Genomic DNA, 14,192 nt, shown 5'->3' on the forward strand with positions numbered 1-14,192 from the left:
TGAAATCGTGGGCGCGCGGACAAAAGCGCGCCTACGAGCCATCCTCCTCGGCAACCATCCGGTCGAGATTCTGGTTCAGCCGGCGCATGAGTTGAACCAGCGTTTGAACTTCATCGGCACTGAAGCCCGCGAGAACCGCCTCCCGTCCCTCTTCCAGGGCCTGACGCGCGGCCGGAAGCCTGGCAATCGCCGCATCGGTCAGGGATATGAGGCTGCTGCGCCCATCCGCCGGATCGGGCGTGCGCCGGATCAGCCCGTCGCGCTCCATGCGCGCCAGCATCTGCGCCATCGACGGCTGCTCGATCTTCGCAAACTTCGCCAGATCCTTCTGTGACATCTGCGCCCCGTTCCGAAGCAGATACAGCACCGGCAGCTGGCCGATGCTGAAGCCAAGCGCCTTCACCCGCCGCTCGCCGAGACGCGAAAAGGCGCGGGACGCCATGTTGATGAGCGGCGCCGGCGTATCGAACAAATCCCAATCGGTCATTTCCCCACCACTTGCATAGGTACCTATGTTGAATTATATAGGTACCTATGTACGAAATTATGAGAACCCTGTCCATGAAATCCTATCCCCGCATCGCCATCATCGGCGCCGGCCCCGGCGGCCTGACGCTGGCCCGCATCCTTCATCAGGCGGGCATGCCGACCACAGTCTTCGAACGTGAAGAACACGCGCTTTCCCGGCCGCAGGGTGGCACGCTCGACCTGCACCTGGACTCCGGCCAGCTCGCGCTACGCCGTGCCGGTCTCTACGAAGAATTCCGGAAGATCGCCCGCTACGAGGACCAGGGAAGCCGCCTCTACGACAAGGACGGCACGCTGCTCTTTGCCGACGACGATGCCGATGAATCCGAAAGGCCGGAAGTGGACCGCACCGCACTGCGGAATATCCTGCTGGCCTCCGTGCCGGAAGAAATCATCCGCTGGAACCACGGCCTGCGCGAGGTGCGTCCGCGCGACGACGGCACCTATGATCTGGTTTTCGACAGCGGAACGGTCGGTCCTTTCGATCTCGTCGTCGGCGCCGATGGCAGCTGGTCCAAGGTGAGACCGCTCGTATCGTCCTACCGCCCGCAATACACCGGCATCACCTTCATCGAATTCGGCATCGACGACGTCGACACCAGCCATCCCGCTCTCGCAGCCCTCGTCGGCCGTGGCAAGATCGGCGTCGAGGCGGACGCAAGAGGCCTGATCGTCCAGCGCAACGGCAACGCCCATCTGCGCGGCTACGCCATCTTTCGCGTTCCCGCCGACTGGGCGGACAAGACCTTCGACTTTACGGTCCCGGCGAAGGCCCGCGCCCGGCTGGCGGCCGAATTCGAGGGCTGGGCGCCGACCATCGTTGCTCTCATCGAAGCCGGCAGCGACCATATCGTTTCAAGACCGATCCATGCGCTGCCGGTCGGACATCACTGGCGGAACCGCATCGGCATAACGCTGCTCGGCGATGCCGCGCATGTCATGTCGCCCTTCGGCGGCGAAGGCGTGAACGCGGCAATGCTGGACGCGGCCGAACTCGCCCGTCAGCTCCTCGAAAACGACGACTGGCGGCACGCCGTCAAGACCTATGAAGCCGAGATGTTCGAACGCGTCGTGGAACCGGCGGAACATGCCGCCGAGGCGGTCGCCACCGAGCTATCCCACCTTGGAGCGGAACTCTCGCTCCAGCACTACAAGGCCCACCTCGAAGCCCGCGGGCACGGGGTGGCGGCTTAGATTTAAAACCAGACAGGAAGCGGGCGAACACGGCCCGCTTCCAAAAACGCATATCCCTGTGTTCCGCGGGAATATCCGCTCGGCCTAATGACCCTTGCGCACGCCATCGAGGAGATGTGGCAGCGCGCTGACGCCGTCGTCGCGAAGCTCGGTCGGCAGCAACCCTTCCGGGAGATCCTGATAGGAAACCGGCCGCAGGAAGCGGCGGATGGCAAGCGTGCCGACCGACGTCGTACGGCTGTCCGACGTTGCCGGGAAAGGCCCGCCATGCACCATGGCGTGGGAGACTTCGACGCCGGTCGGCCAGCCGTTGGCGAGAATGCGCCCGGCCTTGCGCTCCAGCACCGGCACCAGCTTGGCGGCCGTGGCATGGTCACCCGCCTCGATCTGCAGGGTTGCCGTCAACTGGCCCTCGAGCTTCTCCGCAACCGCGATCATCTGGTCGATGTCCTTGCAGCGCACCAGAAGGCTCGCGGCGCCGAAAACCTCATGCCCCAGGCGCTCGTCGGCGAGGAACTGCTCCACATCCGTCTCGAAAAAGATGCCGGGGCTGCGATTGACGCCTTCGGCCGGCGCGCCATGGGCGACGGTCTTGACCGCCTCATGCTCGGCCAGCGCCGCAACGCCCTTGTCGAAGGCGGCGTGAATGCCCGGCGTCAGCATCGGAGCCGGAGCGCGGCCGGTCAGGGCATCGCCAGCAGCCTGGACGAAACGGTCGAGATCGGGGCTCTCGATGGCGAAGAGCAGGCCCGGATTGGTGCAGAATTGCCCCGCGCCAAGCGTCAGCGAGTCGATGAAGCCCGTGCCGATCGCCTCGGCGCGCGCGGCAAGCGCTGCCGGGAAGAGGAAGACCGGGTTGACGCTGCTCATCTCGGCATAGACCGGGATCGGCTCCGGCCGGGCTGCCGCAATGGCGCCAAGCGCCAGGCCGCCGCCACGCGAACCGGTGAAGCCGACCGCCTTGATGCGGGGATCGCGCACCAGCGCCGCACCGGTTTCGTTGGCGCCCGTCAGCAGCGAGAACGTACCCTCCGGAAGATCGCAAGCGGCAACGGCGGCGCGGATGGCGCGGCCGACAAGCTCGCCCGTGCCCGGATGGGCGAGATGACCCTTGACGACGACCGGGCAGCCGGCGGCAAGCGCCGACGCGGTGTCACCACCGGCGACCGAGAAGGCAAGCGGGAAGTTGCTGGCGCCGAAGACGGCGACCGGGCCAAGCGGGATCTGGCGCAGGCGCAGGTCCGGGCGTGGCAGCGGCTTGCGTTCCGGCAATGCCGGATCGACCCGCAGGTCCAGCCACTCGCCGGAACGGACGACCTGCGCGAACAGCCGCAGCTGGCCGATCGTGCGGGCGCGCTCGCCCTGCAAGCGTGCCACCGGCAGGCCGGTCTCTTCCGTCGCCCGCTCGATCAGCGCATCACCGATCTCCATGATGTTGTCGGCAATCTTTTCGAGGAATGCCGCACGCTGCTCCGGGCTGGTCGCACGATAGGCGTCGAAAGCCTGGGCAGCCAGTTCGCAGGCCCTTGCCACATCGGCCTCGGCGGCAATCGCAAAGGCCGGCTCCAGATGTGCGCCGGTTGCCGGATTGATGGCACGCGCGGTTCTGTTGTCGCCGGTCGAATCCGTGCCGATCAGCAAATCGCCGTTAATCACAAAAGACTGTGTCATGGGTATTCCTTGATGATGTCGGAGCGCGAAGCTCCACGCCTCGAAAGCAGATAACAGGATGGGATGACAGATGTAAGATGATAATCGTCATCTAATTATCAAGGCGCGCGCCGTAGGGGTAGCGATTCCGGCCGCATTTCACCTTGTTTCATCCCCATATGGCGTCCCGGCGTCTTTCGTGCCAATTTAGCGTCCATCCGAAAGACCGAGTGCGGCCAAACCCCTATGTCCATTGCACTTCTTGGTGATCCGATCGTCCAGTTCTGTATCCTGGTTGTCGTCGGCACATTCGTCAGCCGCATCATGCTGCGCCGTCAGCGCGCCGGTCGCCTGATCAGCCAGATCATATTCTTCGTCTCTCTGACGGTCCTGTTGCTCTATCACGGCATCGTCCCTTACGAGCCGAGTCCGCCTGAGAACTCGGTCGCGCTGCGCACCTTCACCGGTGTTGCCAAGATCATCTGGTGGGTCAACGGCGCCTGGGTGCTGATCGCCTTCGTGCGTCTCTTCCTGATCTTCGAACGCAAGCCGCGCGAAGGCCGGCTCATACAGGATCTGGTTGTCGGCATCATCTATCTCGGCGCCATTCTCTCCATCGTCGGTGACGTTTTCAGCGTCCCGATCGGCACGTTGATCGCCACATCGGGCGTCTTCGCCATCATTCTCGGTCTCGCCTTGCAAAGCACCCTGAGCGACGTCTTCTCCGGCATCGCGCTCAATCTCGGCCGCCCCTATTCCGTCGGCGACTGGATCGTGCTCGAAAACGATATCCAGGGCCGTGTCGTCGAAACCAACTGGCGCGCGACGCAATTGCTGAGCGGCACCAATGACCTGGTGGTCATTCCGAACAGCGTTCTCGCCAAGACGCGGCTCACCAACTACTCGTCGCCCGACGAGAGCCATGGCGTCACCGTCACAGTGAGGATTCAGCCGACAACGCAGCCAAGCATCGTCGCCGATGTCATGCAGAACGTATTGATCAGCTGCAATTTCATCCAGAAGACGCCCGAGCCCACGGTCGCGATCGACTCCATCGATGAACAGGCGATCGAGCTGCAGCTTTCTTTCCGCGTGCGCGATATGTCCCAGACGACGGCCGCCAAGAACGAGATCTACGATCTTCTCTACCGCCACGTCAAAGCAGCCGGCCTGAAATTCGCCGGGGCTCCCGGGGCAATCACGTTTCCGACGGACTACAAGAGCGACGCTACGGGCAGGCAGCAAAATCCCGGCACGCCATGGCGATTGCTCAACAACATCCCCCTCTTCTCGTCGCTGACAGAAGACGAAAAGGAGCATCTTGCAACGCATATGCAGCGGCGCACCTATCACAAGGATGCCGTCATCGCCGAGCAGGACGCGCGGCTGCGCTCACTCACGATCATGCGGTCAGGGGTCGTCAGCGTCACCCGCCGCGAGGGCCATCGCCAGATCGAACTGACGCGACTGGCCCCCGGCGATTACTTCGGCGAAAACGGCCTGCTGATGGGCAATGGCGAAGTGGGAACCGTCCGCGCCCTCACCTTCGTCGTCACCTATGAAATCGGCGAGGATTGCCTGTCACCGCTGCTGCATGACAGGCCAGCTCTTGCCGAAGAGCTGGGTGCGATCATGGCGAAACGCATCGAGGCGGAGCGGCATCTGTTTGCCAGCGCCGATATGCTGGTCAACGGCGCACCCGTCTCGACGCTGAGTTCGCGCATCAAGCACCTGTTCCAGCTGTAGCGAGGCAATCAGTTCGATTTTGTCGCCGGCGGGATCTGAACCTGCCCGCCGTAGAATACCCTGGCATCCGCCGTGAACTGCTCGCGCGAGGCCGGCCGCGTGTAGAACATGTGGCCGCCGCGATAGAGCTTCAGCGCCACGCGATCGGCGAAGGCCGACGGCATGTGATCGAGCACATATTTGTTGACGCCGAAGGGAATGACGAGATCGCTATAGCCCTGCCCCACCATCAGCCGGAAGGATGGCGACAGCGACAGCAGCTCCTTGAGATCATCGCCGACGCCGGCGCTCAGACGCGAGCCGCCATTGCGCCCGCCCCACTTCCACTCCCTGTTCACGGAAGTCGACAGCAGCGTGTAGGTCATGTCGGTGCGAAAACCCAGCTCGTCACGGACATAGCCCGAAAAGGCGCCGCCATAGGCACGGACGAACCCATCGAGAACCGGGTCGCCGCCATGCTCGGCCTCGGATTGCGGGTAAGGGTCGGGAGCAAGAAAGGCCGCATCGTAGGCGCTCGCTACATCGTTGCCTCCGCCATCGACATGCTTCTGATAGACGTTGCCAAGAAAGCCCTGGTTTCTGGCGACCACCGCCTCGGGAATGCCGGTCAGCTTCGCCACGCGACCATAGAAGGCGTTGGCGGCATCGCCCGAGGGCGGCGGCCCGGCGAGAACGGGCAGATATTCGTTCAAGGCGAAAGCCTCGGCGTCCTGGACAGCCTTGTCGTCAAAGGCATTCTTCCGTTCCAGTTCGGCAGCAGCCAGAGAGGGCAGCTCCAGAGCCGCGCCGAGCGCATCTCCGCTGCCGCCGAAAACCAGCCGGCCCTCCAGCAGGGGCGAGAGCATGACGATGCCCGAAATCAGAATACCCTGATCCTCGCGCAGGCTGTCGGCAACCTTCACGGAGCGGAAGCCGCCATAGCTTTCCCCGAGAATATATTTCGGCGACGCGGCCCGGCTGTTGTGGGAAACGTAAAGAGCGATCGCCTTGGCCAGGCTTTCGGCATCGCCACTCACGCTGTAGAAATCATTCTGGTCGTCCGGCTTGACGGTGCGGCTCCAGCCGGTGCCGATCGGATCGATCAATACGAGATCGGTAAATTCGAGCCAGCTTTGCGGATTGTCGACCAGCTTGGCATTGGCGCCATCGCGGCCATCGGGGCCGAAATCGACAATGCGCGGCCCGACGAGCCCGAGGTTGAGGAAGGCCGAGGCGGCGCCTGGACCACCATTGAACACGAAAGTCACGGGCCGGTTCGCATCCCGGTTCTTTGCGACATAGGCGGTATAGAAGATCGCGCCGCTACGCTGGCCGTCCTGACCGAAAAGATCGAGCGTTCCGGCCGTCGCCGTATAGGGCATGGCCTTGCCGTCCGCGTTCAGCACATGGTCGCTCACCGCATCGGGCGGCAGGAGCGAGAGCACGCCGCCCCCACCACCGGCGGGCGCGCTGCGAGCCTGCTCGGGGGGAGCGGCAAATGCGGATCCGGACATCAGGGAAAAAGCCAGCACAAGGCCGGGAACCGTCTGGCGAAAAGACATGAAATCGTATCCTCCAAAGGTTCATCACGTAGACGATGTTGCCGGCGATACTATGTCACGAAGGATGCTCACCGAAACTCAAGAGATGTTGATCGCCGGATCAACGATTCTCGGCACTTTGGAGGAAGGCGCTCTTGAGGGCCTATGGGCCGTTTGCCAAAGTATCTCGCAACACTTGGTCACGAAACGAGAAAAAGATCGCAAGGGATACGACGATGAAACAGGATATCGAAATCAAGACGGCGGACGGCACGGCGAAAGCCGCCATTTTCCGCCCGGACAACGGCGCTTCCGCCGAGCAGGGCGTAATCCTCTACATGGATGCCATGGGGCCGCGCGCATCGCTTGACGGCATGGCGCAACGGCTGGCGGATGCAGGCTATATCGTGCTGCTGCCCGATCTGTTCTATCGTTTCGGCGCCTATGGCCCCTTCGACGGCAATTCCTTCGGCAATCCGGCATCCCGTGAAGCGATCATGACGATGCTGCGCGGCACGACACAGGGCATGACCAGGGTCGACAGTGCCGCCTTCCTCGATACGCTGGCGGCGGCCGGCGCCAAGGGTGCGGTGGGCGTGGTCGGATATTGCATGGGCGGGGCCCGCGCATTGACCGCAGCCGCCGCCTATCCGGATCGCATCGCCGCTGCGGCGAGCTTTCACGGCGGCAATCTTGCCAGCGACGCGGAAGACAGCCCGCATCGGCTCGCCGCCGATATCAAGGCGCGCGTCTATGTCGGCGTCGCCGGCGTCGATAACAGCTTCCCGCCCGAGCAATCGGCTCGCCTGGCCGAAGCACTCCGCACCGGCGGCGTCGATCACATCGTCGAAAACTATGTCGGCATGGCGCATGGATGGACCGTGCCCGATCATGGCGTCTATGATGCAACCGGCGCGGAAAGACATTGGAAACGGCTGCTGAACCTGTTCGACGAAGCCTTCGCCTAAACAATTCTTCGCCTAAACAATTCATGGGGGCATCCCGTTGACGCGCAGCTTCAGCGGGGTGCCTCCCCTCTATCGGCGGTAGAGCGATCCTCGGCCGATCAGAACTTGATCCTGTCGATGCTGGTGAGCGTCGTCTTCTGCGACACTCCCGGCGCGTTGACCATATGCCAGGCCACATATTGCTCGCCATAGGGCTCGGTGGAGGACATGCCGTCGACGGGCAGCACGATGTTCATGCCGTTGAGGGCCGCGTCGGTCGCGGTGTCGAGGACCGCGCCTTCCGAGGCCGTGCCTGTGACGATGACGGTCTTGATGCCCTTGTCGGAGAGAATGCTGCGCAGATTGGTGCCGATGAACTTGTCGGGGCCGGATTTGACGATCGGCTCGCTTGCCAAAGGCGCCAGCGCCGTTGCGATATCCTGCGGTTCGCCAACGCCGGCCAGGCTGAAGACCACAAGCATCTCCTTGGCACGCGCCTGATCCAGCAGGGTTTTGACCTTGGGCACGGAGACAAGGCAGCGCGGCTTGGTGTTCTTGTTACAAGGCCCCTTGGACGGATCCTGCGCGCCGTTGAAATCGAGGATCAGCAAAGCCGTCGTCTTCGGATCGACCGTAACGGATTTCAGCTCGGGCGGAGCCGGCGGCTTCACCTTATGCCAATCGTCGACGATCGTTTGCGCCGCCGCCGGCGAGGTCCAGGCAACGCTGAAGGTGGCACAAAGGACGGCCAGAGCCGCGCCGGCCGCAAGGCCCGCACGCCGCACCCTGCCATTTGTCTTTCTGATCGAATTCCTCTCCTGCATCGACGTCCCCTTGGATTGACGGTGGTGCAAGAGAGATAGGTCACAAATCGCGACGAGGCACCGAAACTCTTCGTGATGCACCCATTGCCCGCGCGATTGCGAGCGGCATGGCGCCGCTAAGCGCCGGCCTCATCCGATGGCGCCTCGCCGCCGTGGTCGCCGCCGCGCAGCTTCCCGAGCAAGGTCTGCAGGGCCTGTTTGAGAGCCTCGATCTCTTCCGAACCGGCCATGTCGGACCAGCGCTGGTCGACCAGCCGCCCGGCAGCCATGGCGACCGGACGCACCCCCTTGCCGCGCTCGGTCAAGAACACCAGCCGCGCACGCCGGTCGTTCGGGTCCGGCCGACGTTCGACGTAACCAAGACGCTCCAGCTCTTCCACCGCCTGTGTCATCGTCTGCTTGCGGACATGCGCGAGCCGGGTGAGCTCGCTCACCTGGATTCCCTCGGGACGCACGAAAGTGAAGACGTTGGCATGCGGCGGGCGGATATCGCCGAAGCCCGCCGTCTCCAGCGCGGCATCGACATCCTGCGTCCAATGCTGGTGAACGAGCCGCAGCAGCAGGCCCAGTGACAAATGCGTGGGAAGAGGCTTTTCCATGAATGTAGACAGGTGCCTGACTATTATGATAGATAGACAGGCACCTTACCATCTCTCCTCAGGAAAGGATACCCGCATGCCTTCGCTCAAGGTGCTGGACTCGACACTCTTCTACGAGGATGCCGGAGCGGGAACGCCCTTCGTCTTCCTGCACGGCAATCCCACCTCGTCCCATCTCTGGCGGCATGTGTCGCCGGCCGTGACCACGCCGGGCCGCCGCCTTGCTCCCGATCTCATCGGCATGGGCCGCTCCGGCAAACCCGATATCGCCTACACATTTGACGATCATGCGCGCTATCTCGACGCCTGGTTCGACGCACTGGCACTCGACGGCGTTATCTTGGTCGGTCACGATTGGGGCGGAGCGCTCGGCTTCGACTGGGCCGCCCGCCATCCCGAGCGCGTGCGCGGCATCGCCTTCATGGAAACGATCGTAAGACCGATGAGCTGGGCCGACCTCCCGAACGCGCGTCCTCGTTATGAAGCATTGCGCTCGCCGGGGATCGGCGAAACGAAGGTGCTGGACGAGAATTTCTTCATCGAACAGGCCCTGAGGGCCACTATTCTCAAGGGACTTGGCGAAGACGATCACGCCGTTTACGCCGCACCCTATCCGACGCGCGAAAGCCGCAGGCCGCTGCTCGCCTGGCCGCGCTCCATGCCGATCGAGGGCGAGCCGGCCGAGGTGATCAGGCGGATCGAAGCCTACGACACCTGGCTTGCCGAAAGCGCTGGCGTCCCCAAACTGCTGCTGACCTTCGAAGGCCCGGCGGATACGCTGCTGATCGGCGAGGCGATGACAGCCTGGTGCCGGGACAACATGGCCAGTCTCGAAATCAGGAATTGCGGGCCGGCCAGACACAACGCGCCGGAAGATCAGCCAGAGGCCATCGCCGCGGCGATTTCCGACTGGGCGGATCGCCACGCCTTGTCCAGCTAGCTGCCCGCTTTCGGGCAGGATGTTTGCGCCACTCCTGCTCGATTGCCAACCATCGAGGACAATCCGCCGTTGACAAAACCCCGACAGATCATAATCTGCGCCTAAGCCTTTGCGATCGCCCATTTTTCTTTCGGAGATCAGGATATGCTGGCGAGTTGCATGAGACGACTGGTTCTGGCAGGCATTGTTCTCGGCATATCCGCCTGTGCGGCGTCTGCCGCGCAGACGCTCGATCTCATCGCGCAAAGAGGCGCGATCCGTATCGGCTATGTCAGCGACGAAGCGCCTTTCTCCTTCAAGAAAAAGGATGGCAACCCGACGGGCTATGCCATCGACCTTTGCGGCAGGATTGCCGATGCCGTGGCAAGCAAGGTCGCCAATCTGAAGCGCGATTACGTCGAAACCACGCTCGCCGACGGTTTCGATGCGGTAAAGAGTGGTCAGATCGACCTTCTTTGCGGTGCGCTCACCATCAATCTCAGCCGGCGTCAGAATGTCGATTTCTCGCAGCCGATCTTCCTGACCGGTGCGAGTGCCCTGCTGCGCAAGGATTCGCCGGATTATCTGATGGTGCTCTTCCTTGACAAGATGCCGACGCAGGTCTCCGCCAGGCAAGCGCCGGCGACGAGCACGATCGGCGTTCGCGCCGATACGACGACGGGCGCGACGCTGCGGGACGCTCTGGGCCCGGATATACCGAGAACACGGATCGCCGATTTCGCCACGCATCAGGACGGGCTGAGCGCGCTCGAAAACCATAAGATCGACGCCTATTTCGCCGACCGCGCGCTGCTTTTCGATCTGGCCTCGCATGCGCACAAGCCGTCTGCGCTCGTCATCGGCAACCGCCTCTTCACCCACGAGCCCTATGGCATCGCGCTCCGGAAGGACGATTCGGCTTTTCGACTGCTCGTCGATCAGACGCTGACCGAGACTTTCCAATCGGATGATTTCACCAAACTGCTCTCGGCCTATTTTGGTGAAGAAGGCCCGATCTTGCGTCGCGAGATCATGATGCAGTCCATCCCACAATAATCTGGCGGAGACGGGCCTGAGAGCAGGCCGTCGCCTTTGCGACATTCTCGGCCACGCTCATGACAGCGAAATCCTGCGCGTCCGGACGCCAAAGCGCCTGGTGACCGTCGTGCAAGCATCTTGAATATGTCGTAGACAGGCTCTGGTCGCCGCCGCGCACATCATAAAATCCGTTTTCAGTATCAATCAGGGTCGCACGCAATGGCAGTATTTCCTCAAAAGGCGAAGGTCGTCATCATCGGGCTCGGCGGTATCGTCGGCGCATCGATCGCTCATCATCTGATCGAGCGCGGCTGGGATGATATTGTCGGCATCGACAAGTCCGGCATCCCCACGGATATCGGCTCGACGGCGCACGCCTCCGACTTCTGCTACACCACAAGCCACGACTTCCTGTCCTGCTGGACGACGCTCTACTCCATCGATTTCTACGATAAGCTCGGTCACTACGCCCGCGTCGGCGGCCTCGAAGTCGCCCGCGTCGGCGATGACGACCGCATGGCCGAAATCAAGCGCAAGGTCACCTCGGGCAAGGCCTTCGGCACGAACGTCCGCCTGGTCGAGCCAGCCGAGATCAAGGAGAAGTTCCCGCTGATCGAGGAAAGCATGGTGCAGGGCGGCATGTGGGACCCGGATGCCGGCCTCGTCATTCCGCGCTCGCAGACGGTTGCCGGCAAGCTGGTCGACCAGGGCGAAAAGAGCGGCAAGCTGCAATCCTTCGCCAATACGCCGGCCCAGTCCCTCATCGTCAAGGATGGCCGCATCTCCGGCGTCGTCACCCATCGCGGCACGATCGAAGCCGAATATGTCATCGTCTGCGCCGGCCTCTGGGGCCGCCTGATCGCCGAAATGGTCGGCGAAGACCTGCCGGTCATGCCTGTCGACCACCCGCTGACCTTCTTTGGCCCCTACAATGAGTTCGCCGGAACCGGCAAGGAAATCGGCTTCCCGCTGATGCGCGACCAGGGCAACTCCGCCTATATGCGCGACACCGGTGACCCGAAGACCGCCGAAGGCGGCCAGATCGAATGGGGTTACTACGAAGAGAAGAACCCGCGCCTCTGCCATCCGCGCGATCTGCTCGAAAAGCACGAGGCACGCCTCTCGCCCTCGCAGCGCGATCTCGACATGGAACAGATCCTCGAGCCGCTGGAACGCGCCATGGAGTTGACGCCGATCCTTGGCGAACTCGGCTACAATGAAGGCCATTCCTTCAACGGCCTGCTGCAGGTCACCACCGATGGCGGCCCTTCCGTCGGCGAAAGCCAGAAGGTCCGCGGTCTTTGGTACTGCGTCGCCATTTGGGTGAAGGACGGCCCCGGCTTCGGCAAGCTCGTCGCCGACTGGATGACCGACGGCCGCACGCCGATCGACCATAACAGGATCGATTATTCCCGCTTCTACCCGCATATGCTGGAAGAGAAGTTCATCGAAGGCCGCTGCACCGAGGCTGCCCAGAAGATCTACAATCCCGCCGTTCATCCGCGCGAACCCTATGCGACCGGCCGCAACGTCCGCCGCTCGCCCTTCTATGAGCGCGAGAAGGAGCTCGGCGGCTACTTCATGGAGCTCGGCGGCTGGGAGCGCGCCCATGGCTATGCCGCAAACGAGCATCTGCTGGAAAAATACGGCGACCGTGTCCCCGTGCGCGCAAACGAATGGGACAACCGCCATTTCTGGCGCGTCTCCAATGCCGAGCATCTGGCGCTGAGCGAGGATTGCGGCATCATCAACCTCTCGCATTTCGCCATGTATGACATTGAAGGCCCCGACCATGTCGAACTGCTGGAATGGCTCTGCGCGGCAAAAATCGGCGGCGACGCCAATATCGGCAAGGGCATCTACACCCACTTCCTCGACGACGAGGGCATGGTGCGCGCCGATTTCACCGTGATCCGCATGGCTGACCGCTGCCGCCTGATCGACGGTGCCGACGCCGGCCCACGCGACTTCCACTACATGCGCCGCGTCGCCGAGGACAAGGGTTTCGATGTCACCATCACCGATGTCACCGAGCGCTATGTCACCATCGGCATCTGGGGACCGAATGCCCGCACCAACCTGCAGAAGGTGGTCGAAAGCCCGGAAATCCTGTCGCAGGAAAATTTCCCCTTCGCCGCGATCAAGCAGATCCGCATTGCCGGCAAGAACGTCACGGCATTCCGCATCTCCTATGTCGGCGAACAGGGCTGGGAACTGCACATGGCCTATGGCGACGCCTTGGCCGTCTGGGACGCACTGCGCTCGACGGGCGCCATTGCCGTTGGCGTCGAGACCTATGCCAACACCCGCCGCATGGAAAAGAGCCTGCGCCTGCAGAATGCCGACCTGCTGACGGAATATAATCTCCTCGAAGCCGATCTCGCCCGCCCGAAGGTCAAGGACGCCGATTTCCGTGGCAAGGCCAAGCACCTCGAATATCGCGCCCGCGAACACCAGCCCGCCATGCTTTGCACGCTCGTCGTCACCGATAATACCGACTCCAACGGCGTGGCGCGCTACCCGGTCGGTATCCTGCCGGTCATGGATCCCGAAACCGGCGAAACCCTCGTCGACGACCTCGGCCGCCGCTCCTTCACCACCTCGATCGCCTACGGCCCGACCATCGGCAAGAACATCGCGCTGGCGTACCTCCCCTGGTCCTATGCCGAGGAAGGCCGCAAGCTGAAGGTCGAATATTTCGGCGAGACCTATCCTGTGGAAGTGGCGGGCGTTGGCTACAAGCCGTTGTACGATGCGGAGAATCTGAAGCCGAGAAGCTGATATCAGCGCTTGTAAAACGACCAACGACATCCCCTGCCCGCTGGCATGCCAGCGGGTAGCTTCGCTTGGTGCTTATGCCCGGTCTGCGAGCGACATCGTCCAGTTCCAAAGGATTGCGGGACACCCGCCTCCATCGTGGCTCTTCATCAACTATGGCTTGAAGGCATACGGCTGGAAACACAAAAGCCGCCTCAGATGGCGGCTTTTCCAGTACAGATCATTGCTACGCCAGGCTGAGGTCTTGCCGGCAGTCTGAGCTTTAGGCGACGGGCTGGGATCGCGAGAGAAGAAGAAGTCTTTGGTGTCTTTGGCGCGAGTGCCCGTGTATTGTTTTGGATTTTGGAAGTATTTGGTTGCGGGGGCAGGATTTGAACCTGCGGCCTTCAGGTTATGAGCCTGACGAGCTACCGGGCTGCTCCACCCCGCGTTACCAACATAAACCCGAA

Annotated in this window: 11 protein-coding genes and 1 tRNA gene; 6 read left to right on the forward strand and 6 right to left on the reverse strand. The window is 62.6% G+C overall.

All coding sequences use genetic code 11. The annotated features are described in order from the left end of the window. Nucleotides 1-31 precede the first annotated feature (31 nt). Entirely contained in the window at nucleotides 32-487 is a 456-nt protein-coding gene (locus ACQZ6J_RS06330; RefSeq protein WP_449082690.1) for a MarR family winged helix-turn-helix transcriptional regulator, read from the reverse strand. Between the two features lie 74 nt (nucleotides 488-561). On the opposite strand from ACQZ6J_RS06330, the gene ACQZ6J_RS06335 reads away from it, so the two are divergent. After that, nucleotides 562-1,722 (forward strand): FAD-dependent oxidoreductase, encoded by a 1,161-nt coding sequence (locus ACQZ6J_RS06335; protein WP_449082692.1) that lies wholly within the window; start codon nucleotides 562-564, stop codon nucleotides 1,720-1,722. 84 nt (nucleotides 1,723-1,806) lie between these two features. Here ACQZ6J_RS06335 and ACQZ6J_RS06340 read toward each other — a convergent pair whose 3' ends face one another. Further along, nucleotides 1,807-3,393, reverse strand: a complete 1,587-nt coding sequence (locus ACQZ6J_RS06340) for an aldehyde dehydrogenase (NADP(+)) (RefSeq protein WP_449082694.1) — start codon at nucleotides 3,391-3,393, stop codon at nucleotides 1,807-1,809. A 225-nt stretch (nucleotides 3,394-3,618) separates the two neighbouring features. Here ACQZ6J_RS06340 and ACQZ6J_RS06345 point away from each other — a divergent pair, with 225 nt between their 5' ends. After that, nucleotides 3,619-5,118 (forward strand): mechanosensitive ion channel family protein, encoded by a 1,500-nt coding sequence (locus ACQZ6J_RS06345; protein WP_163986920.1) that lies wholly within the window; start codon nucleotides 3,619-3,621, stop codon nucleotides 5,116-5,118. Nucleotides 5,119-5,126: 8 nt separating this feature from the next. Here ACQZ6J_RS06345 and ACQZ6J_RS06350 read toward each other — a convergent pair whose 3' ends face one another. Then, nucleotides 5,127-6,659 carry a S10 family peptidase gene (locus ACQZ6J_RS06350; RefSeq protein ID WP_449082697.1) on the reverse strand — a complete coding sequence of 511 codons (1,533 nt, stop codon included), beginning with the start codon at nucleotides 6,657-6,659 and terminating at the stop codon, nucleotides 5,127-5,129. A 215-nt stretch (nucleotides 6,660-6,874) separates the two neighbouring features. On the opposite strand from ACQZ6J_RS06350, the gene ACQZ6J_RS06355 reads away from it, so the two are divergent. Continuing rightward, entirely contained in the window at nucleotides 6,875-7,606 is a 732-nt protein-coding gene (locus ACQZ6J_RS06355; RefSeq protein ID WP_449082699.1) for a dienelactone hydrolase family protein, read from the forward strand. A 98-nt stretch (nucleotides 7,607-7,704) separates the two neighbouring features. On the opposite strand, the gene ACQZ6J_RS06360 is transcribed toward ACQZ6J_RS06355, so the two are convergent. Further along, the gene (locus ACQZ6J_RS06360; protein ID WP_449082701.1) at nucleotides 7,705-8,409 is read right to left on the reverse strand and encodes a cysteine hydrolase family protein; all 705 of its coding nucleotides are present in this window, start codon (nucleotides 8,407-8,409) and stop codon (nucleotides 7,705-7,707) included. 116 nt (nucleotides 8,410-8,525) lie between these two features. Next, a complete protein-coding gene (locus tag ACQZ6J_RS06365; RefSeq protein WP_449082703.1) occupies nucleotides 8,526-9,008 on the reverse strand; it encodes a MarR family winged helix-turn-helix transcriptional regulator in 483 nt (160 codons plus the stop codon). A gap of 25 nt (nucleotides 9,009-9,033) precedes the next feature. On the opposite strand from ACQZ6J_RS06365, the gene ACQZ6J_RS06370 reads away from it, so the two are divergent. The 3 genes from ACQZ6J_RS06370 to ACQZ6J_RS06380 all read left to right on the forward strand — a co-directional run bounded on the left by ACQZ6J_RS06370 (nucleotide 9,034) and on the right by ACQZ6J_RS06380 (nucleotide 13,746). Then, nucleotides 9,034-9,948: a haloalkane dehalogenase gene (locus ACQZ6J_RS06370; RefSeq protein WP_449082705.1), complete on the forward strand. Its 915-nt coding sequence runs from the start codon at nucleotides 9,034-9,036 to the stop codon at nucleotides 9,946-9,948. Between the two features lie 144 nt (nucleotides 9,949-10,092). Further along, nucleotides 10,093-10,983 carry an amino acid ABC transporter substrate-binding protein gene (locus tag ACQZ6J_RS06375; protein WP_449082707.1) on the forward strand — a complete coding sequence of 297 codons (891 nt, stop codon included), beginning with the start codon at nucleotides 10,093-10,095 and terminating at the stop codon, nucleotides 10,981-10,983. 201 nt (nucleotides 10,984-11,184) lie between these two features. Then, nucleotides 11,185-13,746, forward strand: coding sequence for a GcvT family protein (locus tag ACQZ6J_RS06380; protein WP_449082709.1), 2,562 nt, complete (start codon nucleotides 11,185-11,187; stop codon nucleotides 13,744-13,746). A 350-nt stretch (nucleotides 13,747-14,096) separates the two neighbouring features. On the opposite strand, the gene ACQZ6J_RS06385 is transcribed toward ACQZ6J_RS06380, so the two are convergent. Continuing rightward, nucleotides 14,097-14,173, reverse strand: a tRNA-Met gene (locus ACQZ6J_RS06385). Nucleotides 14,174-14,192 lie beyond the last annotated feature (19 nt).

It is taken from the genome of Rhizobium sp. A37_96, from assembly GCF_053521765.1.

Coding starts and splice junctions, on each gene's coding strand:
- ACQZ6J_RS06375 (WP_449082707.1), top strand. CDS start 10,093: ATGCTGGCGAGTTGCATGAGACGACTGGTTCTGGCAGGCATTGTTCTC.
- ACQZ6J_RS06350 (WP_449082697.1), bottom strand. CDS start 6,659: ATGTCTTTTCGCCAGACGGTTCCCGGCCTTGTGCTGGCTTTTTCCCTG.
- ACQZ6J_RS06340 (WP_449082694.1), bottom strand. CDS start 3,393: ATGACACAGTCTTTTGTGATTAACGGCGATTTGCTGATCGGCACGGAT.
- ACQZ6J_RS06370 (WP_449082705.1), top strand. CDS start 9,034: ATGATAGATAGACAGGCACCTTACCATCTCTCCTCAGGAAAGGATACC.
- ACQZ6J_RS06365 (WP_449082703.1), bottom strand. CDS start 9,008: ATGGAAAAGCCTCTTCCCACGCATTTGTCACTGGGCCTGCTGCTGCGG.
- ACQZ6J_RS06360 (WP_449082701.1), bottom strand. CDS start 8,409: ATGCAGGAGAGGAATTCGATCAGAAAGACAAATGGCAGGGTGCGGCGT.
- ACQZ6J_RS06335 (WP_449082692.1), top strand. CDS start 562: ATGAAATCCTATCCCCGCATCGCCATCATCGGCGCCGGCCCCGGCGGC.
- ACQZ6J_RS06330 (WP_449082690.1), bottom strand. CDS start 487: ATGACCGATTGGGATTTGTTCGATACGCCGGCGCCGCTCATCAACATG.
- ACQZ6J_RS06355 (WP_449082699.1), top strand. CDS start 6,875: ATGAAACAGGATATCGAAATCAAGACGGCGGACGGCACGGCGAAAGCC.
- ACQZ6J_RS06345 (WP_163986920.1), top strand. CDS start 3,619: ATGTCCATTGCACTTCTTGGTGATCCGATCGTCCAGTTCTGTATCCTG.
- ACQZ6J_RS06380 (WP_449082709.1), top strand. CDS start 11,185: ATGGCAGTATTTCCTCAAAAGGCGAAGGTCGTCATCATCGGGCTCGGC.